This is a genomic window from Bradyrhizobium sp. YCK136 (assembly GCF_044570075.1).
In the GTDB taxonomy this organism is placed as follows: Bacteria; Pseudomonadota; Alphaproteobacteria; order Rhizobiales; family Xanthobacteraceae; genus Bradyrhizobium; species Bradyrhizobium diazoefficiens.
The window spans coordinates 9,602,705-9,623,512 of record NZ_CP172424.1; the positions used below are offsets into that span (position 1 = coordinate 9,602,705).

A 20,808-nucleotide genomic window follows, 5' to 3' on the forward strand; every position below is an offset into this window, starting at 1 on the left:
CCAAGGCCGCTTGAAAGGCCAAATCAGCCCGCCTAACTTGCGCGCCAAAACGAGGAAACACGATGGCCCACGAAACCGCAACGCTCGCCGCCTATGTCTTCAATCTGAAATACCAGGATATTCCGGCGGAAGTGCTGGATCGCGCCAAGGTGTTGACGCTGGATTTCCTCGGCAGCGCGATCCGGGCCAGAAGCGAAGCGGAATCCACCCCCTCGATCCTGAAGATGCTGGAGGCGCTCGCGCTCGACACCAGGGGCGAGTCCACCGTGTTCGGCGACAGCAAGACCTGGACCCCGGCGGTGGCGGCGCTGCTGAACGGCGCGCTCGGCCATTCCCTCGATTTCGACGACACGCATGCGGATTCTTCGCTGCATCCGAGCGCGCCGGTCGTTCCGGCCGCGTTCGCCGTCGGCGAGATGGTCGGCGCTTCCGGGCGCGACGTGCTGACCGCGATCGTGGCGGGCTATGAAGTCTGCTGCCGGCTCGGCAACGCGCTCGACCCGACCTCGCATTATGCGCGCGGCTTCCATCCGACCGCGACCGCCGGCACCTATGGCGCGGCCGCCGCGGCCGGAAAACTGTTCGGCCTCAGCGAAAAGCAGATCATCGCCGCCTTCGGCGTCTCCGGCAGCCAGGCCGCCGGCTCGCTGCAATTCCTGGTCAACGGCGCCTGGAACAAGCGCTACCAGGTCGGCGCCGCCGCGATGAACGGCGTGATCGCCGCGACGCTGGCGCGCAACGATTTCGTCGGCGCGACCGAATCGGTCGAGGGCAAGCACGGCCTGCTCGCCGGCTACACCGACGACGCGCATCCCGGCAAGGCCGTCGCCGAGCTCGGCAAGACCTATGAGACGATGAAGATCGGCGTGAAGCCGTATCCGAGCTGCCGCTACACCCATGCCGCAATCGACGCGCTGATCGCGATGCGGCGCGAGCACAATCTGACGCCAGACCAGGTCAAGCGCGTCGAGATCGGCCTGCATCGCAACGGCATCACGCTGACCGGTGATGCCGCGACCAAGCGGCATCCGACCTCGATCGTCGGCGGCCAGTTCTCGATGTTCTTCACCGGCGCGCTCGCGCTCGATCAGGGCAGCTTTGGTTGGGACGACTACAACCGCCTCGGCGATACCGCCATCGACGCGCTCGCCGACAAGTTCGACGTGGTGCAGGACGACCGGCTCGAGATCGGCCGCACCCATCCGTTCGGCGCGCGCGTCAGCATCACGACGGACGACGGCGTGCACGAGCGGCTGTATGCCGATCCCTCCGGCGAGCCGAATTCGTTTCCCGATGCGCAGGCGATGCAGCAGAAATTTTTGACGCTGGCGCGCCCGGTGCTGAATGCGCGGGCGGAGAAATTTGCCGACGCGATCCTGACGCTGGAGCGGTTCGACCGCGTGGCGAAGGCGACGGAATTGGGGAGGTAGGACTCTCTCTTCCCCCTCTCCCCGTTCTTACGGGGAGAGGGTTGGGTGAGGGGCATCTCTCCGCGAATGAGATGGCCGCGAGACCTGTCCCCCTCACCCGGATTGCTGCGCAATCCGACCTCTCCCCGCAAGCGGGGAGAGGTTAAATCAATTCACCCCCGCCAGCTTCCCCTTCTCGTGCGTTGCGGCCACCACGTCGCGCACGAGATCGAACACGCCGTCCGCCTCCGGCGGCCAGTTCGGCGAGCGGCCGAGCCGCACGATCACGAGTCGCTCCGAGGGAATGACGATCGTGTACTGCCCGATCGTGCCCTTGGCGAAGAAGGCATCGCGCGGCCAGCCGTGTGTGATGCGAAGGTTCGCGCCAAAGCTGGCGCCGTGGTTGGTCCAGAAGCCGGCGCCGATGCCGACCCACGCGTTTGGCGTCGCCGTCGCCGAATAGTTCACCCATCCCTCGGGGAGGATGCGCTTGCCGCCGGCGAGGCCGTCATTGAGATAGAGCTGGCCGAACCGCGCCCAGTCACGCGCGGTCGCCAGCATTTCGCTGGAGCCCTCGACCGTGCCGGCGCCGTCGAGCTGGAGCGTGACATGGCGCATGCCGAGCGGGGCGAACAATTCGCGGCGCGCGAAGCGCAGCGCGTCTTCGGGGGTACCGCCGGCAGCAACGCGGATCAGATGCGCGAGAATGATGGTGTTGCCGTCGTGATAGTTCCACGCGGTGCCTGGCGCGGTCTCGAGCGGGATGCTCTCCGCATAGGCGGCCATGTCGGATTCGGCGAATTTCATCCGGTTGACGGGCTCGAAGGCGGAGCCGAGCGAGGCCTCCAATGAGCTGCCAAGCGCAAGGCCCGCAGTGTGGCGCAGCAGCTGATCGACAGTGATAGCGTGGCGCGGATCGTCAGGATCTTTCCAGGCCGCGACCGGCGCAGGCCCATCGAGCTTCAGCCTGCCCTGGCGCACCAGCACGCCTGTTAGCGCCGAGATCACCGATTTTGTCATGGAGAAGCCGAGCAGCGGAGTCTCCGGTCCGATTCCGTCCGCATAGCGCTCGGCGATGATGCGGCCCGCCTTCAGCACGACGACCGCGCGGGTGCGGCGATAAGGCGGCCGCGCGGGCTCCGCGAAGGCACGGTCGAGCGCGGCGGCAAGCTCGGGACTCTGCGGCGGCACGATCGCGGGGCCGGCGATTTCGGGCAGCAGCGCCAGCTGCCTGTCGTCCGCGGGCACCGCGACGTCGGCGATCGCCGCGCCGTGCTCCAGCGTGCAGCCGAGCCCCTCGCGATAGACGGCATGGCTGCGGCCGATGCCGAACAATGTCACCGTGACGTCCTTGCGCGCGCGATCGACCTGATAGTCCATCGCCCAGGTGATGAGACTGGTGCCCGGCATGGCGTCCATGGTTTCGGCGAAGGTCCGCCTGATATCCAGGCCCGAGACGAACGTCTCGGAGCACAGAATGTCGGCGACGAAGCCGGTGGCGATCCTGGGCACGTCATGCGCCCGCGCCGCGCCGAGCGCGACGCCGGCAGCGGCGATGGCGGTGGTGAGGAGGATGATCTTGCGGCGGCGGGTCACGGGCTTTCTCCGGCTTCGGGGCAGGTGCGGGAGAGCAGGCCGGATGCGGGCGACACGCGCTCGCCGGATTTGGAAAATAGCGTGGCTGAAACTGAGCGGGGCTGGCCGATTCCGAAATAACTCAAATATTTCAAAGCAATGCGAGGATGCAGTCACGACGGTGGTCCGCTCCCTCGCCCCGCTTGCGGGGAGAGGGTTGGGGTGAGGGGGAGCCTCCGCGGGGACGGTGAGAGTTTGACTCGCGGAGGCTCCCCCTCACCCGCCGCGCTTCGCGCGTCGGCCTCTCCCCGCAGGCGGGGAGAGGCGAAGGACCCGTCACGCCGCGCTGGTGTTGAGCCGCCGGTACTCCGTCGGCGTCACGCCGGTGACCGCCTTGAAGGCGCGGTTGAACGGGCCGAGCGACTGGAAGCCGGCGTCCATGGCGATGGTGATGACCGAGACCTCGGCCTGGGCGGGATCGCGAGCGCGGCCTTGGCTTCCTCGATCCGGTGGTTGTTCAGGAATACATTGAAGTTGCGGTAGCCGAGCCGCTGGTTGATCAGCCGGCGCAGCCGGTATTCGGGAATCTTCAGCCGGCCCGCCAGGACGCCGATGGTGATGTTCTCCTGGCGATAGATCCGCTCGTCCGCCATCAGCCGCATCAGCGCATCGATGAGCTTTTGATCGGCGGCGTCATCGGCCGCAGGCTGACTGAAAACAATCGGCGGTGCGGGCTCCGCCGCAGCCGGAAACAGATCCGCCCCGTCAACGCGCATCATGGCATAGACGATCGCCGCGACGGTGCAGGCAAGCACGCCGGCATTGATGGTTTCGGCGACATCGCCGACGTGGTGGCCGGCGACGACGATCTGGAGTACCGCGTTCAGCCCGCCATAGAGTGCGGTTACGCAGACGATGAAGACACGAACGTGGCGGCGGCGCTCGACCAGGTCGGCCGGCCAGGAGGCGATCATCTCCCCGACCGCGAGCGCGATGAAACCGAGCACGATCAGATTCACCACCGTCACCGAGAACCGCACATGGCCGCTGGGTGCAATCCAGACGCAGCCTGCGAAGCTGAAGGCGGTCACCAGCGCCCAGACCCATCCGTGCCACCAGCGGAGGCGAAACTCGTCGTCGAACAGGGAGCGTGTGAACAGCCAGAACACCACGATGGTGCCGGTCGAGAGCGCGATCAGCGGCGCATGCAGGAGCGGGATCCGCGACGTGACATCTACCGAATAGCTCGCCGCATGCGCCGCTGAGCCCAGCGCGAAGGCCGCACCGAGCCGGGCCGCCAGCACATTGCGGAAATCCGAGACCAAGGACGCCGCAAGCACCAGCAGCAGCGCCACGGACGCGGCGCGAAATGCAAGCTCTGTTGTGGCAAGGGTCATCAGTTGTGGCGGCCGTCTGGTGTAATCGACCGACCATCGTTCGTCAGGCCGATTTTTTCAAGCACCATCCGCACCACAACCGTCATCGCCCGGCTTGACCGGGCGATCCAGTACTCCGAGACGGCAATGATTAAATCGATGGTCCGCGGCGTACTGGATCGCCCGCCTTCGCGGGCGATGACAGTTGAGAATGTGGCACCGCCGCCCCCACGACATCTTGTCCGGCTTTGCCGCGACGACGACGCCAAATCCTGCTACGATCGCGCCCAAGAAAGTTAAAAGGAGTCCATCATGAGCTGGCAACCCTCCAACGATCCCGTGCTCGGCGATCCCATGTCCTGCGATGCGCTCGATCTTGTGATCGTGCCGCGCACGCGCGACCTCGGCGACGGCTTCGTCGTGCGACGCGCGCTGCCCCATGGCAGGCGGCAGATGGTCGGGCCGTTCATCTTTTTCGATCATTTCGGCCCGGTGCAGTTCGTCTCCGGCAAGGGCATGGACGTGCGGCCGCATCCGCATATCGGGCTCGCCACCGTCACCTATCTGTTCGACGGCTCGATCATGCACCGCGACAGCGAGGGCAACGTCCAGGAGATCGCGCCCGGTGCGATGAATTTGATGACGGCGGGCCGCGGCATCGCGCATTCCGAGCGCACGCCGGATGCGCAGCGCGCCTCGGGCCAGCAGATGCTGGGCCTGCAAAGCTGGATCGCGCTGCCGGCCGGATCGGAAGAGATCGCACCGTCGTTCCAGCATTACGGCGCCGGCGACCTGCCGATGATCTCCGAGCGGGATTTCACCGCGCGGGTGATCGCGGGCTCCGCCTTCGGCATCACGTCGCCGGTGTCCATGGTCTCGCCCTGGTTCTACACCGAGGTCACGGCGGTCGCGGGCGCGAGCGTGCCGCTTGACCCCGATCACGAGGAGCGCGCGATCTACGTGGTCGACGGCGAGGTCGAGATCGCGAACGAGCGCTATGAGGGGCCGCGGCTGCTGATCTTCCGGCCCGGTGACCGCATCACCGTGAAGGCACTCAAGGCCACGCGAATGATGTTTCTCGGCGGCGATGCACTGGAAGGCCCGCGCCACATCTGGTGGAATTTCGTCTCCTCCAGCAAGGAGCGGATCGAGCAGGCCAAGCAGGACTGGAAAACCGGCCGCTTCGCGGCGGTTCCTCAGGAACATGAGTTCATTCCGTTGCCGGAATAGGCTAATCCGGTTTCCGGCCGTGCCGTCAGGCGCGGCCGGATTTCCCGCCTGAAGGCCATGCCTTCGAAAGATCTGTCTGCGAAAGCTTTGCCGATGACCACCATGCTCTCCAGCGACCTGCCGCTCCCCAAGATCGGGCGCGGCAAGGTGCGCGACATCTACGCCGTCGACGACGACCGCCTGCTGCTCCTTACCACCGACCGCATCAGCGCCTTCGACGTCGTCATGGGCGAGACCATCCCGATGAAGGGCGCGGTGCTGACCCAGATCAGCGCGTTCTGGTTCAACGAGCTTGAGGGCGTGGTGCCGCATCACATGATCAGCGCCGACACCGACGAGATCATCGCGGCCGTGCCCGCCTTGAAGCCGCATCGCGCCGAGATCCTCGGCCGCGCCATGCTCTCCCGCCGCACCACGGTGTTTCCGATCGAATGCGTGATCCGCGGCTATCTCTCGGGATCGGCCTGGAAGGAATACGCAGCCAGCGGCACGCTCGCGGGCGAGAAGCTGATGGCCGGCCTCGTCGAGAGCGAGAAGCTGGAGCCAGCGATCTTCAGCCCGGCGACCAAGGCCGAGACCGGCCATGACGAGAACATCACGATTGCGCGGATGCGCGAGGTGGTCGGCGACGAGACAGCCTACACGCTCGAGAGCATGACGCGCGCGATCTACACGCTCGGCGAGGAGCTGGCGCGCGAGCAGGGCATCATCATCGCCGACACCAAGTTCGAGTTCGGCCGCGACAAGGACGGCCGCATCATCCTGATCGACGAGGTGATGACGCCGGATTCGTCGCGGTTCTGGGCCGTCGATGCCTACAAGCCCGGCCAGCCACAGGCGAGCTTCGACAAGCAGCCGCTGCGCGACTATCTCGACGTCGAGCGACGCGCCGGCCGCTGGAACGGCGACGCCCCGCCGCCGCCGCTGCCGGCGAGCGTGGTGGAGGCGACCAGCAAACGGTATCTGGAGGCGTATCGGCGCGTGACGGGGAAAGAGCTGAAGATTTAGGCGCAGTTGCTGCCACAAACTCGTCGTTGCGAGCGCAACGAAGCAATCCAGAGTCTTTCCGCGGAGGGATTCTGGATTGCTTCGCTACGCTCGCAATGACGTGGAGGGGGCAGTGTGTCTTTCCGGCATTGTCCATCCGGCTCTATTTCTTCACGCATGATTGGCCGTTCACATGCCATCGCCGAAACTGTCGGATATTTCATAGTTACAAGAATCCTGTTGCGCTAAGTCCGCAGTCGTCTACGTCTCGGACGGGACTATTTCAGGGGCGAGCGCAACCGCGTGACCGATCCAGCAATTATTTTCAGTCCGGCTGCCCGTTTCAACCCGGCCCTCAGGCGTGCGCTGAATGATATATTGGGCGGGAGCGCCGCCAGCGTCCTGGCCGTCACTTTCGGGCTATCCTACGCGCTGCTGATCTTCACCGGGCCGCTGTCGCCTTATCTGTCCTACGGCATCGCCGCGACTTTCATCAGCTCCGCGGTCCTTGCGGCTGTCATCGGGCTGGGAAGCTCCCTGCCCTTCGCGGTCGCCGGCCCCGACAGCTCGACCGCCGCAGTGACGGGCATCTTGGCCGCCTCGCTGGTCGAACGCATTGAAGCGGCCAATCTGTCGGCGCCGCTGCTCTCGCCCGTCCTGATCACGCTCGGCCTGTCGACCATGCTGACCGGGATCGTGCTGTGCGGACTGGGACTGACGCGGATGGGCCGCGCCATCCGCTACGTGCCTTATCCGGTGATCGGCGGCTTCCTCGGCGCCACCGGGCTCTTGATCGTGATGGGCGCGATCCGGGTGATCACCGATCATCCCGTGCAGTTTGCCACCCTGCCGCGCTTCACCAACGGCGTCACGATGTCGGAGCTGGGCGCCGCCTGCGCGATGGCGCTGGTGCTCTATCTGACGTGGCACCGCTCGCGCAACGCGTTCGGGTTGCCGATCATCCTGGTCGGCGGCATGCTCGCCGCGCATCTGGCGTTCTGGATCGCCGGGATTTCGCCGGAGGAGGCGCGCGCTTTGGGCTGGATGTTCCAGCCGCCGCCGCCGGCGACCTTCATGTTGCCCTGGCACATCGACGACCTCGCGCACTATCCGTGGTTCGCCGTGCCGGACCTGCTCGGCAACGTCGTCGCCGTCATCTTCGTTAGCGCCTCCAGCACCCTGTTCAACACCACCGGCATCGAGGTCGCCGCTCACCGCGAGGCCAATCTTGAGTGGGAGCTGAACACTACCGGCGCCGCCAATATCCTGTCCGGCGCGCTCGCCGGCTATGCCGGCTGCATCTCGGTCAGCCGCTCGATCCTCAATTTCAGCAGCGGCGGCCGCGGACGCCTGTCCGGCTTCACGGTTGCGGCCATATCACTGCTGATGCTCGCGATCGCACCGGAGCTGCTCGGCTTCATGCCGAAATTCGTGCTCGGCGGCCTGCTGCTCTATCTCGGCGCCGATCAGCTCCACAAATGGCTCATCGAGTCGCGCAAGCGGCTCTCGAAGCTCGAATATCTGTCGCTGGTCGCCATCATCGCGATCATCGTCATCTGGGGTTTCGTGCCGGGCATCCTGATCGGCGTGATCATCGGCTGCGCGACCTTCGCATTCAGCGCGGCGCGGGTCGAATCGATCAAATACAGTTTTGACGGCGCCGAATATCGCTCCTCGCTCGATCGCTCGCGCGACGACCAGGAGGTGCTGCTCGCTCATGGCGGCAAGATTCAGGGCCTGAATCTCCAGAGCTATCTGTTCTTCGGGTCCGCCAACCGGCTCTATCAGCACGTCAAGAAACTGCTGCACGAACGCCCGGAGTGCCGCTATCTGCTGTTCGACTTCAAGCTCGTCACCGGCGTCGATTCGTCGGCCGCCTACAGTTTTGCCCAGATCAAGCGCAGCGCCGGCGACCTCGGCGTCGAGCTGATCCTGGTGTACCTGCCAGCCGCGGCCGAGAAAGTGCTGCGCTCCAGCGATTTCCTCGGCGACGGCGTCACCGTCATTCCCGAGCTCGATCATGCGCTGGAGTGGTGCGAGAACGAGCTCATCGCGCAGCATCAGGGCCTGGCGCAGGAAGAGGCGAATTTGCGCGACTGGTTCGCAGGGATTCTCGACAGCGAGGACGATGCCGACGAACTGATCCGCCGCTGCCAGCGCCTCGAGGTCGAGGCCGGCGAAATCATCGTGCAGGCCGGCGATGCCGCCGATTCCATGCACTTCATCCTCGACGGCCGCGTCGGGATCATGATCCCCGCGGAGCAGAATGGCATGACGCGGGTCCGAAGCCTCGGGCGCTACACTACGATCGGCGAGATGGGCCTGGTGTCGCAGACGCCGCGCAGCGCGACGATCCAGGCCGAGGTCGACAGCGTGCTCTACGTGCTGAACACGCACCAGTTCGACGCGATCAGGGACGAGGCCCCCGCGCTCAGCCGCAAGCTGCTGACCTATTTCGTGTCGGTCATGGCCGAGCGACTGACATTTGCGAACAGGACGATCGCGGTGCTGCGGCGGTAACGACCGCGTAGTCCGGACGGAGCGAAGCGCAGTCCGGGCTACGGCACTTCCGTCTCATGAGATTGCGCCACCAAGCATTGCAATGAGGCAGTTGGCGTGACCCATTGCGGTGCATTGGGACAATAGCGGGCGTCGCCGATCTGCAATATGATCCTGCCTGCCATTGCTCTCCGAGTACGATACGGCGTGCCTCCGATGAAGCTTCTCTTATCGCAAGGGCCGCCGCTTGCGCCGAGCGCAAACGGCGTCGGTTGCACGCCGCTCCAGACCAGCGCGAGAAGACCGCCAGGGACCGCGCAACGGCCCCCGGACAGCGAAAGCGCATTTGGAAGACAGCAATGGAGGAAAAATCATGACACGTACATGCGCGACAAGAATTGCAATAGCAGTCTCGACCTTCGCCTGCGCAACGTTGTTCTCCTTCGCCTGGTCTGAGGAGCACGGCGTCTCGATGTCGGTCGACAGTGCACAGGCGCGGGTCGGTCGCCCGCTGACTCCCGTGAGCGTTGCCGGCGTGGCGCGTCGACAGACACGGCGCGCCGTATACGGTGCCGGCGCCTACGGTGTCGGAGCAGGTGTCGCAGCGGTTGGCACAGCCGCCGCGATTGCCGCAACGTCACCTGGATGGGGGGCCGGTCCGGGCTATTATGCGGGCGGCGGTCCTTACGCGTCTTACGCCTACTCGCCGGAGGACTGGCGCAGGCGAAACGGCATGGTCTGCACACCCGGTACGCTGACCAAGATGGAGGACGGCCGCATGTATCGCTGTCAGTAATGGCACAGTCGCATCAGCGGGAGGCGGCTTTCGAGCCGCCTCCCGCATCTTGCACCTTTGCCAGACGGCGCACGCCTCGCAACAGCGAGCAAGCCGCTTTGCAATTCCTGTGCTCCATTGATCCAGATCAAGCCGGGAGCAAATGACCAGAGAATGCTGATCGCTCGGCTTTGATACCCGAGGGAGATTGCCATGAAGCTGGCCGGCACCAAGCGAATGCTACTTGTTGCAGCCGTTCTAGGCTGTGGAATTTTCGGCTCGATCAATTGGTCACACGAGGACGGCATCACGCTCGTCGTTCAAGCCGCTGAAGCCAGGGTCGGACGACCGGCAACCCCGGCGAGCGTCGCCGGCGTCGCACGTCGAACCACGCGGCGCGCGGTCGTAGGGGGAGCGGCGGTAGGCGCGGCAGCGGTCGGCACAGCATGCGTCCGCGTATATGTGAACGGCGCCTACGTGTGCCGCTGATGCATTCGCGCCGGCGAGTTCAAATCGCCGGCGCGCAGCATCGATTGCCGGTTAGACCCCCGCCATCATCACGTATTTGATCTCGACATACTCTTCCATGCCGTGGCGCGAGCCTTCGCGCCCCAAGCCGCTTTCCTTGACGCCGCCGAAAGGCGCGACTTCGGTCGTGATCAGGCCGGTGTTGACGCCGACCATGCCGGACTCCAGCGCTTCGGCAACGCGCCAGACGCGGCCGAGATCGCGGGAATAGAAGTAGGAGGCGAGCCCAAACGGCGAGGCGTTGCACATCGCGATGACGTCGGCCTCGTCCTTGAAGCGGATCACCGGCGCGAGCGGGCCGAAGGTTTCCTCCTGCGCCACCAGCGAGTCCGGCTTGACGTCGGCGAGCACCGTGGGCTCGAAGAAGGAGCGTCCGAGCTCGCTGCGCTTGCCGCCGGTGACGACCTTGGCGCCGCGCTTCACGGCGTCGGCAATGTGGCGCTCGACCTTGTCGACCGCCTTCAGGTTGATCAGCGGGCCCTGCGTGACGCCGCTCTCGGTGCGTCGCCGATCTTCATCGCCGCGACCTTCTTCGACAGCTTCTGCACGAACTCGTCGTAGATCTTGTCCTGCGCGTAGAGGCGGTTGGCGCAGACGCAGGTCTGGCCCATGTTGCGGTATTTCGAGACGATTGCGCCTTCGACCGCCGCATCGATATCGGCGTCGTCGAACACCACGAAGGGCGCATTGCCGCCGAGCTCGAGGCCGAGCCGCTTCACGCCGACGGAGGCCTGCTGGTAGAGAATCTTGCCGACGGCGGTCGAGCCGGTGAAGCCGACGAAGCGCACCGCCGGATGCTCGCACAGCACCTTGCCGATCGGCGGCGCGTCGCCGGTGATGATGTTGAGTACGCCCTTGGGGATGCCGGCCTTCTCGGCGAGCACGGCCAGCGCCAGCGCCGACAGCGGCGTCTCGTTGGCGGGCTTCAGCACCACGGTGCAGCCGGCCGCCAGCGCCGGCGAGACTTTTCGCGTGATCATCGAGTTCGGGAAATTCCACGGCGTGATCGCACCGCAGACGCCGATCGGCTGCTTGATCGCGAGCAGGCGCGCATCAGGACGTTGCGTCGGAATGGTTTCGCCATAGACGCGGCGGGCTTCCTCGGCGAAGAACTCGATATAGGCGGCGCCGATGTCGACCTCGCCCAATGCCTCGGAGAGCGGCTTGCCCTGCTCGGAGGTGAGGATCAGCGCAAGGTCCTCGCGATTGGCGATGATCAGCTCGAACCATTTGCGCAAAATGTTGGAGCGCTGCTTGGCGGTGTGCTTGGCCCAGGCGGGAAAGGCCCGCTCGGCGGCTTCGACCGCCTTGGTCGTATCGTCCGCACCAAGCTGCGGAACCTTCGCAAGCTCGACGCCGGTGGCGGGATTGTTGACGGCAAAGACCGGCGTGCCGACCCAGGCGCCGTCGATGTAGCAGGCCTCCTTCAGCAGCGACGGGTCCTTCAACCGGTCGCGCAGGGTGGCGGTGGCGTGCTGGGCGCGTGCGGCGGCAGTCGGGGTCATGGCGTTACTCCTCGGAGCGCGATCGGATCGGCCCGGAATATAGGGACAGACGGCGCGTAATGCACCGCCCCGCAACGCACATCAGATGGGAGCTAAGCTCGTAGCGACGAACCCTTCACCTCTCCCCAGCGGGGAGAGGTCGATTTGCGCGGCAAATCGGGTGAGGGGGTCAGGTCCCACAAGAGATCGTAACCCCTCACCCGCGCCTGCGGCGCGACCTCTCCCTATGGGAGAGGTTCGGCATCGTGACTGCGGAAACAGTTCACTCGATATCTTGTCGTCGGTTACGCCGCGCCGCTCATATAGGTCTCGCGCCGGCCGATCATGCGCTCGGCGGCGGCTTTGGCGTCGGACTTCGAGGAGGTCGCACAGGTGCGATATTCGAGATCGGGAACGCCCGTGGTGTCGCGGCGGCCAAACCACGATTTCGAGCCGACCGGAAGCAGCGCCAGCGCCTGCGCCAGATTGTCGACCGCGCCGAAGGAATAGAGCGCGCCGCTGCCGGCGATGCGGACCTCGTAAATGCCGGGCGAGATCGGCGCCTCGAGATTGTCGCCCCGTCCGGGACGGGGATAGCGCTTCCATTCGCTCCAGGTTGAAATCATCAGAGGTCCCCCTCGCGGCCGGTGCCGGCCGCCAAATTTGTATCAAGTCCTAACGTCCGCGGCTGATTGGGCCCGTTGCCAAACGCCGCAACGCACAAAATGTTTCAAGTGCTTCAAACACGCGAAACATATCGCCAGAGCCCGCCCACGGTCACGGTTCGTTGCGGCCATCCACCGCAGATTGTGACGGAGTGTTGCAGTCCAGACGTCTTCTCGTCCTGCGCGGGGCGCAGGTCGTCAAGTCACGACATCGCGACCGGCGGAGACATCGCGACGCGCTTGCCGCGCGGGGCATGCAGGAGGACAATCGATCACTTCCAACAATAATCAAACCGGAGGAAACGCGTATGCAAAGCCAAGCCCAGATCGACGAGGTTCTGCGTAAGACAAGCGACGCCAAGGAGATTCCCGGCGTCGTGGCCATCGCCGCCAACGGTAACGACGTGCTGTATCAGGGCGCGTTCGGCAAGCGCGATCTGTCCAAGCCCGACGCGATGACAGCGGACAGCGTGTTCTGGATCGCATCGATGACGAAGGCGGTGACGACAGCGGGCGCGATGCAGCTGGTCGAGCAAGGCAAGCTGTCGCTGGACGCGCCGATCGGTGAGGTGCTGCCCGATCTCGCCAAGCCGCAAGTGCTCGAAGGCTTTGACGCCAAGGGCGAGCCGAAGCTGCGGCCGGCCAAAGGACCGATCACGCTGCGCCAGCTCATGACCCACACCGCCGGCTTCTGCTACGACATGTGGAACGGCAATATGTTATGGGCATCTATCTCGAGAAGACCGGAACGCCGGGTATCATCACCTGCCAGAACGCCGCGCTGAAGACGCCGATCGCCTCCGATCCCGGCACGCGCTGGGAATACGGCACCAATATCGATTTCGTCGGCAAGGCGGTGGAAGCCGTCAGCGGCAAGCGGCTGGACGCGTATTTGCGTGACAGTCTGTTTACCCCGCTCGGCATGAGCGACACCGGCTTCAAGATCACCGACGACATGCGCAAACGGCTAGTCGGCATGCATGCGCGCGGCGAGGACGGCCAGCTCGGCGCGATCCCGTTCGAGCTCGAGCAGGCGCCGGAATTTTGCATGGGCGGCGGCGGCCTCTATTCGACCGCGGCCGACTACATCAGGTTCACGCAGATGATCCTGAACAAGGGCCGCGGCAACGGCAACCAGGTGCTGAAGGCCGAGACGGTCGCAACGATGGGGCAGAACCACATCGGCGATCTCAACGTCACCAAGATGACCTCGGTGGCGCCGATGTACACCAACGACGTCGACCTCTATCCGGACCAGGTGAAGAAGTGGGGCCTCAGCTTCCTCATCAACACCGCCAAGACGCCGGAAGGCCGCAGCCCGAACAGCCTCGCCTGGGCGGGCCTCGCCAACACCTATTACTGGATCGACCCGGCGCGCGACGTCACCGGCGTGATCCTGATGCAGGTGTTGCCGTTTGCGGACGGAAAGTGCCTGGAGGCGTTCGCGGGATTCGAGCGCGGCGTCTATGCCGGGCTCGATGCGGGGAGCGGGCAAAAGGCGGCGTGAGGGGGCGACTTCGCGCACGGCTCTCACCACACGACGACTGTCATCCCCCGCGAAGGCGGAGGATCCAGTACGCCGCGGCTTCTCAATAAATCACAGGCGTCTCGGAGTACTGGATCGCCCGGTCAAGCCGGGCGATGACAGCGGAGAGCGAGGCGCGGGCTTGCGTTACGCCGTCAGCCCGCGCTGCTCCGCCAGCTCCTTCAGCGACACTTGCGGGCGCGCGCCGATGTGCTGGATCACTTCGGCGGCCGCAAGCGCGCCGAGCTCGCCGCACTGCTTGTACGGCAGGTTGCGCGCCAGGCCATAGAGGAAGCCGGCGGCGAAGAGATCGCCGGCGCCTGTGGTGTCGACGAGCTTGGCGATGGGAGCCGCCGGCGCGGCGACGGCGTCTTCCACTGACACCACCATGCAGCCCTTCTCGCTGCGGGTGACCACGCCGAGATTGACGTCATTGCGCAGCTGCTTCAGCGCCGTGTCGAAGTCCGAGGTCATGTAGAGCGAATGCAGCTCGGACTCATTGGCAAAGACGATGTCGACGGTGCCGTTGCGCATCAAGGACAGGAACTCGTCGCGATAGCGATCGACGCAGAAGGAATCCGACAATGTCAGCGCCACCTTGCGCCTCGCGTCATGAGCGATCTTGGCCGCCTTGACGAAGGCCTCCTTGGCGTTCTTGGGGTCCCAGAGATAGCCCTCGAGATAGACGATCCCGGCGCTCGCGATCTCGGCCGGATCGATATCGGCGGGCGACAGATCCTGCGCCGCGCCGAGATAGGTGTTCATGGTGCGCTCGCCATCGCCCGTGACCAGGATGTAGGAGCAGCCGGTGGCGGGGCCATCCTTCGCGGCGGGCGTGTTGAAGGCGACGCCGGCGGCACGGATGTCGTGGACGTAGAGCTTGCCGATCTGGTCGTCCTTGACCTTGCCGACATAGGCCGCGCGGGCGCCTAGGCTGCCGATGCCGACGATGGTGTTGGCGGCAGATCCCCCCGAGACTTCCGTCGCCGGGCCCATGTCCTGGTAGATGGCGGCGGCCCGCGCCTCGTCGATCAGCGACATGCTGCCCTTGGTCATGCCGTGCTTGGCGAGAAAAGCCTCGTCGGTCCTAACCAGCACGTCGAACAGCGCGTTGCCGATCCCGAGAACGTCATATTTCACGTCAGCCATTCACCTTGATCCTGTTTGGCGGATTGCGATTGCCGGGAAAATCCGCTTCCTGTCTGCCTGAAATCTGGCTCGCGGCCTATCACGACCCGGCCTTCGCGGGCAAGCCACGGTATTATGCACACGCAATGATCCGCTCCTTCCTGACCGCCTCGACGGGAACACTGGCCTCGCGACTGCTGGGCTTTGCGCGCGATTCCATGATTGCCGCCCTGCTCGGCACCGGCGCGGTGGCGGATGCCTTTCTGGCGGCCTTCCAGCTCGTCAACGTGGTGCGGCGGCTGCTCAGCGAAGGGGCCCTGAACGCGGCGCTGATCCCGGCCTGGCTGCGTATCCGGGATCGCGACGGCGAGGCGGCCGCCTCCGCGTTCGCGGGACGCGTGCTCGGCACGGTCAGCGCGGCCCTGATCGCGATCTCGGTCGTCATTGCGCTGCTGATGCCGCTGATCATCACGGTGATCGCGCCGGGATTTCTCGGTAGCAGCAGCCTCGATCTCGCCGTCCAGAACGCGCGGCTGATGCTGCCCTATCTCGCTTTCGCCGGCCCCGTCACCGTGCTGATGGGGCTGCTCAACGCGCAGGGGCGTTTTGCGCTCACGGCGTTCTCGCCGCTGCTGTTCAACATCGCCCTGATCGCCGCAATCGCGACGCTGCTGGTCTGGCATGCCGATGCGACCTCCGCCGCGTGGATGCTGGCGGCGACCGTCGGCATCGCCGGGCTACTGCAACTCGCCATGCTGCTGTCGCAGCGAAGCGGACGGCTTGCCGCACCGTTGCGCGCAAGCTTCGACAAGGAGATGCGCGGCTTCTTCGCCAAGGCCATTCCCGGCATGATCGCAAGCTCGGGCCCGCAATGGCTGATGGTGGCCGGTGCGATCATCGCTTCGGCGACGCCCTCTGCCGTCTCCTGGCTCTATTTCGCCAACCGCCTGATCGAGCTGCCGCTCGGCATCGTCGGCGTCGCCATGGGCACGGTGCTGGTGCCGGAGCTCACGCGCGCCGTCACCGGCGGCGACCGCGACGCGGTGGCGCATGCGGAATCGCGCGCGCTGGAACTTGCGACCGGGCTCGCACTGCCGGCAACCCTTGGCCTGATCGTGCTGGCCGAGCCGATCGTGCGGCTGCTGTTCGAGCATGGCGCCTTCGGCGCCGATGACAGCACGGCCACCGCGCGTGCGCTGATGTGGCTGGCGCTGGGCCTGCCGGCTCACGTGCTGATCAAGGCGCTGTCACCGGCCTTCTATGCCCGCAGCGACACGATGACGCCGCTGCTCGCAACGGCCAAGGGTTTTGTGGTCGCGGTCGCGCTTGCGGTTCTGCTCGGCCATTTCTTCGGCGCAAGCGGGATCGCCGCGAGCATCGCGGCCGGCGCCTGGAGCAGCGCGCTCTCGCTGCTGCGGAAGGGCACGGGCGAATTCGGCTTCTCGGTCGACACCGCCGCCCGCAGGCGACTGCCGCGGATCGTGCTCGCCGCTTCCGCCATGGGCGCCCTGCTCTGGCTGACCGCTGGCCTGGTGCCGCCCGAAGCGCATGGCGTCATCAAATTCATCGTGCTGGGCGTGCAGATCGCGGCCGGAATCGCCGTCTACGGCCTGCTCCTGCAAATCCTCGGCGCGGCCTCCTGGCGCGAGGCGGCTGCCGCCTTGAGGCGGCCCGCCTAGCCCGACCTCGGCGCGCAGGATGATCGAATTGCCCTTGACGAGGCAGCGCCGCTGTTGGAAACGACGGCCGGTACCTTCCAGGAAAGCTTGCCATGCCATTCGTTGAACGGGTCTTCTCGGGCGTCCAGCCGACGGGCAATTTGCATCTCGGCAATTACCTCGGCGCGATCGTCAACTTCGTGAAGATGCAGGAAACCCATAACTGCATCTATTGCGTCGTCGACATGCACGCGATCACGCAGGGCGTGGACGTCTGGGGCGGACCGGTCGAGCTCGCGCGCAACACCCGCGAGGTGACCGCCGCGTTCATCGCGAGCGGCATCGATCCAAAGAAGCACATCGTGTTCAACCAGAGCCAGGTCTCGGGTCATGCCGAGCTCGCCTGGATATTCAACTGCGTCGCGCGCATGGGCTGGCTCGGCCGCATGACCCAGTTCAAGGAGAAGGCCGGCAAGGACCGCGAGAACGCCTCCGTCGGGCTGTTCGACTATCCCGTGCTGATGGCGGCCGACATCCTGCTGTACCGAGCCACCCACGTGCCTGTCGGCGAGGACCAGAAGCAGCATCTCGAGCTCTCGCGCGACATCGCGCAGAAGTTCAACAACGACTTCGGCGACTCGATCCGCGCCCAGGGCACCAATGACGGCCTGTTCTTCCCGCTGCCGGAACCCTTCATCACGGGCCCGGCGACGCGCGTGATGTCTTTGCGCGACGGCACCAAGAAGATGTCGAAGTCGGATGCCTCGGACAATTCGCGCATCAACCTCACCGACGACGCCGACACCATCGCGCAGAAGATCCGCAAGGCGAAGACCGATCCGGAGCCGCTTCCGACCGAGGAGAAAGGCCTGGAAGCCCGGCCCGAGGCCGACAATCTCGTCGGCATCTTCGCGGCGCTCGCCGACCGCTCCAAGGCCGACGTGCTCAGGGATTTCGGCGGCGGACAGTTCTCCAGCTTCAAGAACGCGCTGGCGGAGCTGTGCGTCACCAAGCTCGCGCCGATTGCTGGCGAGATGAAGCGCCTCGTCGCCGACCCCGGCCATATCGACGCGATCCTGAACGAGGGTTCCGACCGGGCCCGCGCGATCGCCGACGAGACCATGAAGCTCTCGAAGGACATCGTCGGCTTCATCCGCCCGCGCTGATTATCGCATTCGCAAAACGCGGCCGGCGCGCCGACGTCGGCCGCTTCCCCTCTCCCAAACGTTGCAGGAGTGTGGCAGCATGCCGGCCGCGCACACGCCGGGACATGCATGACCAGCAAGCGACTTTGCTTCGAGCCGGGTCACAAGCCCAAATGCCTCGTCATCGTCGACGACACCGCCGAATGGGACCGCGCGGTCTACTACGCCAGCCGCTGGGCGATCCGCGCCGGCGGCGGGGTGGTGATGATGCTGCGCATCATCGAGCCCGAGCAGCAGACCCAGGAATGGCTTGGTGTCGCCGACATCATGCGCGCCGAGGCGCATGAGGCGGCGGAAGCCGCGCTCGACCGCGCCGCCGGCCGCGCCAACGGCATTGCCGCGATCACGCCGGAGCGGGTGATTCGCGAAGGGGCCGCGATGGAACAGCTGCTCGCGGTGATCGACGAGGACCCCGACATCGCCATGCTGGTGCTCGCCGCCAATCCCGGCGCGGAAGGTCCGGGACCCCTGGTCGCGCTGCTCGCGCATGAGCTGGGCACGTTCCCGGTGCCGGTGACGATCATCTCGGGCGCGCTGAGCGACCAAAGCGTGGATTCGCTGTCGTAGGCCGGGCGCTCGTCATGCCCGGGGCTTGTCCCGGGCATCCACGTTTTTGGTTCCGCGAAGTAAGGCGTGGATGGCCGGGACAAGCCCGGCCACGACGAGGTTGGAATATCTTGGCACCTTAACCCACTGATATAACAACGGAACGGCCATCTCGCCCCTTGATCGTGCGTTCCCCGTCGCCATCTGCTAGTGGATAGCTTGCGCGCCGGCCTTGAACCGGCGATGTCTGGAGAAAACCATGTTCATTCAAACCGAAGCCACCCCCAATCCCGCCACGCTGAAATTCATTCCCGGCCGCGTCGTGGTCGACGGCAGCCCGATGGAATTTGCGAGCCGCGAATCGGCCGCGCGTTCGCCGCTCGCCGAAAAGCTGTTCGAGGTGCCCGGCGTCACCGGCGTGTTCTACGGATCGGACTTCATCACCGTGACCAAGGCAAACGGTGAATGGCAGCAGCTCAAGCCCGCGATCCTCGGTGCCATCATGGAGCACTACATGTCCGGCGCGCCGCTGCTCGCCGACGGCGCGGCGCAAAGCGATGCCGATCTCGACGACGAGGACGAGTTCTTCGACGAGGCCGATGCCGAGACGGTCGACATGATCAAGGACCTGATCGAGACCCGGGTGCGGCCGGCGGTCGCCAATGACGGCGGCGACATCACCTTCCGCGGCTTCAAGGACGGCATCGTCTATCTCAACATGAAGGGCGCCTGCTCCGGCTGCCCGTCATCGACCGCGACGCTCCAGCACGGCATCCAGAACCTGCTCAAGCACTTCGTGCCCGACGTGGTCGAAGTCCGGCCGATGTGACGACGAAGCCGTCATTCCGGGGCGGTCCGAAGGACCGAGCCCGGAATCTCGAGATTCCGGGTCTGGTGCTGACGCACCATCCCGGAATGACAGCTTGCGTGGGGCATTTTGGAGGCCTGCAAATAGTGCGTGATGAATGGCGGATTGGCGCGTGGTTCGCTACACTCCTCGTTATTCGCCACTCGCCATTCGCGTTCTCATGCTGATCCTTGCCATCGATACCGCGCTCGAGGCGTGCGCGGCCGCCGTGCTCGATACCGACGCCGGCGAGCTGCTTGCGCAGGAGCAGCTTCTCATGAAGCGCGGCCACGCCGAGGCGTTGATGCCGATGATCGCGCGCGTCATGCAATCGGCCAATCTTTCCTTCACCGCGCTCGACCGCATCGCCGTCACCGTCGGCCCGGGAAGCTTCACGGGCCTCCGCGTCGGCATTTCGGCAGCGCGCGGCCTTGCACTCGCGGCCAAGCGGCCGGCCGTCGGGCTGACGACGTTGTCGGCCTATGCCGCCACCGTCGTCGGCCAGAGCAAATCGGCCCCGGTCATCTCCGCTATCGATGCGCGGCACGATCACGTCTACTTCCAGATCGTCGCCGGCGACGGCAGCCGGCTGGTGCGGCCGGGCGTCGTCTCCGTCGACGAGGCGATCGCGGCCTCGCAATTCGGCGCACCGCATCTGGTCGGCAATGCCGCAAACATCCTTGCCGAGCGCTGGCCGAAGGATGCACCGCAGCCGGTCGCGGTCGACGCGCAGCCCGCGCCCGATATCGGCTGGGTCGCATGGCTTGGCGCTGCCGCCGATCCCGAGACAAATCCGGCGCGGCCATTCTATCTGCGCGCCCCCGATGCAAAACCGGCAACGCAGCCGCCGCTCGCAGCTCAAGCCGCAACTTCATGATGAGCTGGCTGTCGGAATGGTGGCGCGGCGGCACGGCCGCCGTCGAGCCGGCTTCCGCGCGCGATGCCGCGCGGCTCGCGCAGCTTCATGGCGCCTCCTTCGCGCGCGGCTGGGGCGAAGGCGAATTCGAGAGCATGATGAGCGAGCGCAATACGCTGGTGCATCGGCTGCGCCTCGGCCGCAAGACCATCGGCTTTGCGGTGTCGCGGATCGGCGCGGACGAAGCGGAGATCCTCTCGATCGCGGTCGACCAGGCCCATCGCGGCCGCGGCCTCTCCCACACGCTGCTGATGAGCCATCTCGGCCACCTCGCCGGGCGCGGCGTGCGCACGATATTTCTCGAGGTCGAGGAAAATAACCAGCCGGCACGGCGGCTCTACGCGAGGTGCGGATTCATGGTGGTCGGACGCCGCGAACGCTACTATAAACAGCCGAACGGGGAACAATTGAACGCCCTTCTGATGCGGCGTGACTTGTCGTAACATTGATGGCAG

15 protein-coding genes and 3 pseudogenes are annotated in these 20,808 nt (G+C 65.6%); 13 read left to right on the plus strand and 5 right to left on the minus strand.

Going from position 1 to position 20,808, the window contains the following annotated elements; translation table 11 throughout:
* Nucleotides 1–62: 62 nt before the first annotated feature.
* Entirely contained in the window at nt 63–1,430 is a 1,368-nt protein-coding gene (locus ACFLEY_RS46435) for an MmgE/PrpD family protein (RefSeq protein WP_060909527.1), read from the plus strand.
* A gap of 147 nt (nt 1,431–1,577) precedes the next feature.
* On the opposite strand, the gene ACFLEY_RS46440 is transcribed toward ACFLEY_RS46435, so the two are convergent.
* Both ACFLEY_RS46440 and ACFLEY_RS46445 read right to left on the minus strand, forming a co-directional pair.
* Nucleotides 1,578–3,005, minus strand: a complete 1,428-nt coding sequence (locus ACFLEY_RS46440) for a serine hydrolase (protein ID WP_211433361.1) — start codon at nt 3,003–3,005, stop codon at nt 1,578–1,580.
* Between the two features lie 315 nt (nt 3,006–3,320).
* Nucleotides 3,321–4,381, minus strand: a pseudogene (locus ACFLEY_RS46445) (helix-turn-helix domain-containing protein).
* A 291-nt stretch (nt 4,382–4,672) separates the two neighbouring features.
* Here ACFLEY_RS46445 and ACFLEY_RS46450 point away from each other — a divergent pair.
* From ACFLEY_RS46450 to ACFLEY_RS46470, 5 genes are all read left to right on the plus strand, one after another.
* A complete protein-coding gene (locus ACFLEY_RS46450) occupies nt 4,673–5,590 on the plus strand; it encodes a pirin family protein (RefSeq protein WP_028172539.1) in 918 nt (305 codons plus the stop codon).
* A 93-nt stretch (nt 5,591–5,683) separates the two neighbouring features.
* On the plus strand, nt 5,684–6,598 hold the full coding sequence (locus ACFLEY_RS46455) for a phosphoribosylaminoimidazolesuccinocarboxamide synthase (protein WP_211433363.1): 915 nt from the start codon (nt 5,684–5,686) through the stop codon (nt 6,596–6,598).
* Between the two features lie 282 nt (nt 6,599–6,880).
* Nucleotides 6,881–9,097 (plus strand): SLC26A/SulP transporter family protein, encoded by a 2,217-nt coding sequence (locus ACFLEY_RS46460; RefSeq protein ID WP_060909528.1) that lies wholly within the window; start codon nt 6,881–6,883, stop codon nt 9,095–9,097.
* 352 nt (nt 9,098–9,449) lie between these two features.
* Nucleotides 9,450–9,872, plus strand: coding sequence for a hypothetical protein (locus tag ACFLEY_RS46465; RefSeq protein ID WP_231166608.1), 423 nt, complete (start codon nt 9,450–9,452; stop codon nt 9,870–9,872).
* A 192-nt stretch (nt 9,873–10,064) separates the two neighbouring features.
* Nucleotides 10,065–10,340, plus strand: coding sequence for a hypothetical protein (locus tag ACFLEY_RS46470; protein WP_011083630.1), 276 nt, complete (start codon nt 10,065–10,067; stop codon nt 10,338–10,340).
* A 51-nt stretch (nt 10,341–10,391) separates the two neighbouring features.
* Here the strand turns inward: ACFLEY_RS46470 and ACFLEY_RS46475 are convergent.
* Nucleotides 10,392–11,884 (minus strand): annotated as a pseudogene (locus tag ACFLEY_RS46475) (NAD-dependent succinate-semialdehyde dehydrogenase).
* 284 nt (nt 11,885–12,168) lie between these two features.
* Nucleotides 12,169–12,489: a hypothetical protein gene (locus ACFLEY_RS46480; RefSeq protein WP_011083628.1), complete on the minus strand. Its 321-nt coding sequence runs from the start codon at nt 12,487–12,489 to the stop codon at nt 12,169–12,171.
* Nucleotides 12,490–12,836: 347 nt separating this feature from the next.
* Between ACFLEY_RS46480 and ACFLEY_RS46485 the strand changes: the two are divergent.
* Nucleotides 12,837–14,035 (plus strand): annotated as a pseudogene (locus ACFLEY_RS46485) (serine hydrolase domain-containing protein).
* A gap of 165 nt (nt 14,036–14,200) precedes the next feature.
* On the opposite strand, the gene ACFLEY_RS46490 reads toward ACFLEY_RS46485, so the two are convergent.
* Nucleotides 14,201–15,202: an adenosine kinase gene (locus ACFLEY_RS46490; protein ID WP_060909530.1), complete on the minus strand. Its 1,002-nt coding sequence runs from the start codon at nt 15,200–15,202 to the stop codon at nt 14,201–14,203.
* A 125-nt stretch (nt 15,203–15,327) separates the two neighbouring features.
* Between ACFLEY_RS46490 and murJ the strand changes: the two genes are divergently transcribed.
* The 6 genes from murJ to rimI all read left to right on the plus strand — a co-directional run bounded on the left by murJ (nt 15,328) and on the right by rimI (nt 20,796).
* A complete protein-coding gene (gene murJ / locus ACFLEY_RS46495) occupies nt 15,328–16,860 on the plus strand; it encodes a murein biosynthesis integral membrane protein MurJ (RefSeq protein WP_060912797.1) in 1,533 nt (510 codons plus the stop codon).
* A 92-nt stretch (nt 16,861–16,952) separates the two neighbouring features.
* A complete protein-coding gene (gene trpS / locus ACFLEY_RS46500; RefSeq protein WP_060909531.1) occupies nt 16,953–18,005 on the plus strand; it encodes a tryptophan--tRNA ligase in 1,053 nt (350 codons plus the stop codon).
* A gap of 108 nt (nt 18,006–18,113) precedes the next feature.
* Nucleotides 18,114–18,611 carry a universal stress protein gene (locus ACFLEY_RS46505; RefSeq protein ID WP_211433364.1) on the plus strand — a complete coding sequence of 166 codons (498 nt, stop codon included), beginning with the start codon at nt 18,114–18,116 and terminating at the stop codon, nt 18,609–18,611.
* Nucleotides 18,612–18,849: 238 nt separating this feature from the next.
* Nucleotides 18,850–19,419, plus strand: coding sequence for a NifU family protein (locus ACFLEY_RS46510; protein ID WP_011083622.1), 570 nt, complete (start codon nt 18,850–18,852; stop codon nt 19,417–19,419).
* A gap of 199 nt (nt 19,420–19,618) precedes the next feature.
* Nucleotides 19,619–20,314: a tRNA (adenosine(37)-N6)-threonylcarbamoyltransferase complex dimerization subunit type 1 TsaB gene (gene tsaB, locus ACFLEY_RS46515; RefSeq protein WP_060909532.1), complete on the plus strand. Its 696-nt coding sequence runs from the start codon at nt 19,619–19,621 to the stop codon at nt 20,312–20,314.
* Entirely contained in the window at nt 20,311–20,796 is a 486-nt protein-coding gene (gene rimI, locus ACFLEY_RS46520) for a ribosomal protein S18-alanine N-acetyltransferase (RefSeq protein ID WP_060909533.1), read from the plus strand. The genes tsaB and rimI overlap by 4 nt, the downstream gene beginning before the upstream one ends.
* Nucleotides 20,797–20,808 lie beyond the last annotated feature (12 nt).

Excerpts from the sequence above, each read along its gene's own strand:
- ACFLEY_RS46435 (WP_060909527.1), top strand. The coding sequence starts at position 63 with ATGGCCCACGAAACCGCAACGCTCGCCGCCTATGTCTTCAATCTGAAA.
- ACFLEY_RS46450 (WP_028172539.1), top strand. The coding sequence starts at position 4,673 with ATGAGCTGGCAACCCTCCAACGATCCCGTGCTCGGCGATCCCATGTCC.
- ACFLEY_RS46455 (WP_211433363.1), top strand. The coding sequence starts at position 5,684 with ATGACCACCATGCTCTCCAGCGACCTGCCGCTCCCCAAGATCGGGCGC.
- ACFLEY_RS46465 (WP_231166608.1), top strand. The coding sequence starts at position 9,450 with ATGACACGTACATGCGCGACAAGAATTGCAATAGCAGTCTCGACCTTC.
- ACFLEY_RS46470 (WP_011083630.1), top strand. The coding sequence starts at position 10,065 with ATGAAGCTGGCCGGCACCAAGCGAATGCTACTTGTTGCAGCCGTTCTA.
- ACFLEY_RS46480 (WP_011083628.1), bottom strand. The coding sequence starts at position 12,489 with ATGATTTCAACCTGGAGCGAATGGAAGCGCTATCCCCGTCCCGGACGG.
- ACFLEY_RS46490 (WP_060909530.1), bottom strand. The coding sequence starts at position 15,202 with ATGGCTGACGTGAAATATGACGTTCTCGGGATCGGCAACGCGCTGTTC.
- murJ (WP_060912797.1), top strand. The coding sequence starts at position 15,328 with ATGATCCGCTCCTTCCTGACCGCCTCGACGGGAACACTGGCCTCGCGA.
- trpS (WP_060909531.1), top strand. The coding sequence starts at position 16,953 with ATGCCATTCGTTGAACGGGTCTTCTCGGGCGTCCAGCCGACGGGCAAT.
- ACFLEY_RS46505 (WP_211433364.1), top strand. The coding sequence starts at position 18,114 with ATGACCAGCAAGCGACTTTGCTTCGAGCCGGGTCACAAGCCCAAATGC.
- ACFLEY_RS46510 (WP_011083622.1), top strand. The coding sequence starts at position 18,850 with ATGTTCATTCAAACCGAAGCCACCCCCAATCCCGCCACGCTGAAATTC.
- tsaB (WP_060909532.1), top strand. The coding sequence starts at position 19,619 with ATGCTGATCCTTGCCATCGATACCGCGCTCGAGGCGTGCGCGGCCGCC.
- rimI (WP_060909533.1), top strand. The coding sequence starts at position 20,311 with ATGATGAGCTGGCTGTCGGAATGGTGGCGCGGCGGCACGGCCGCCGTC.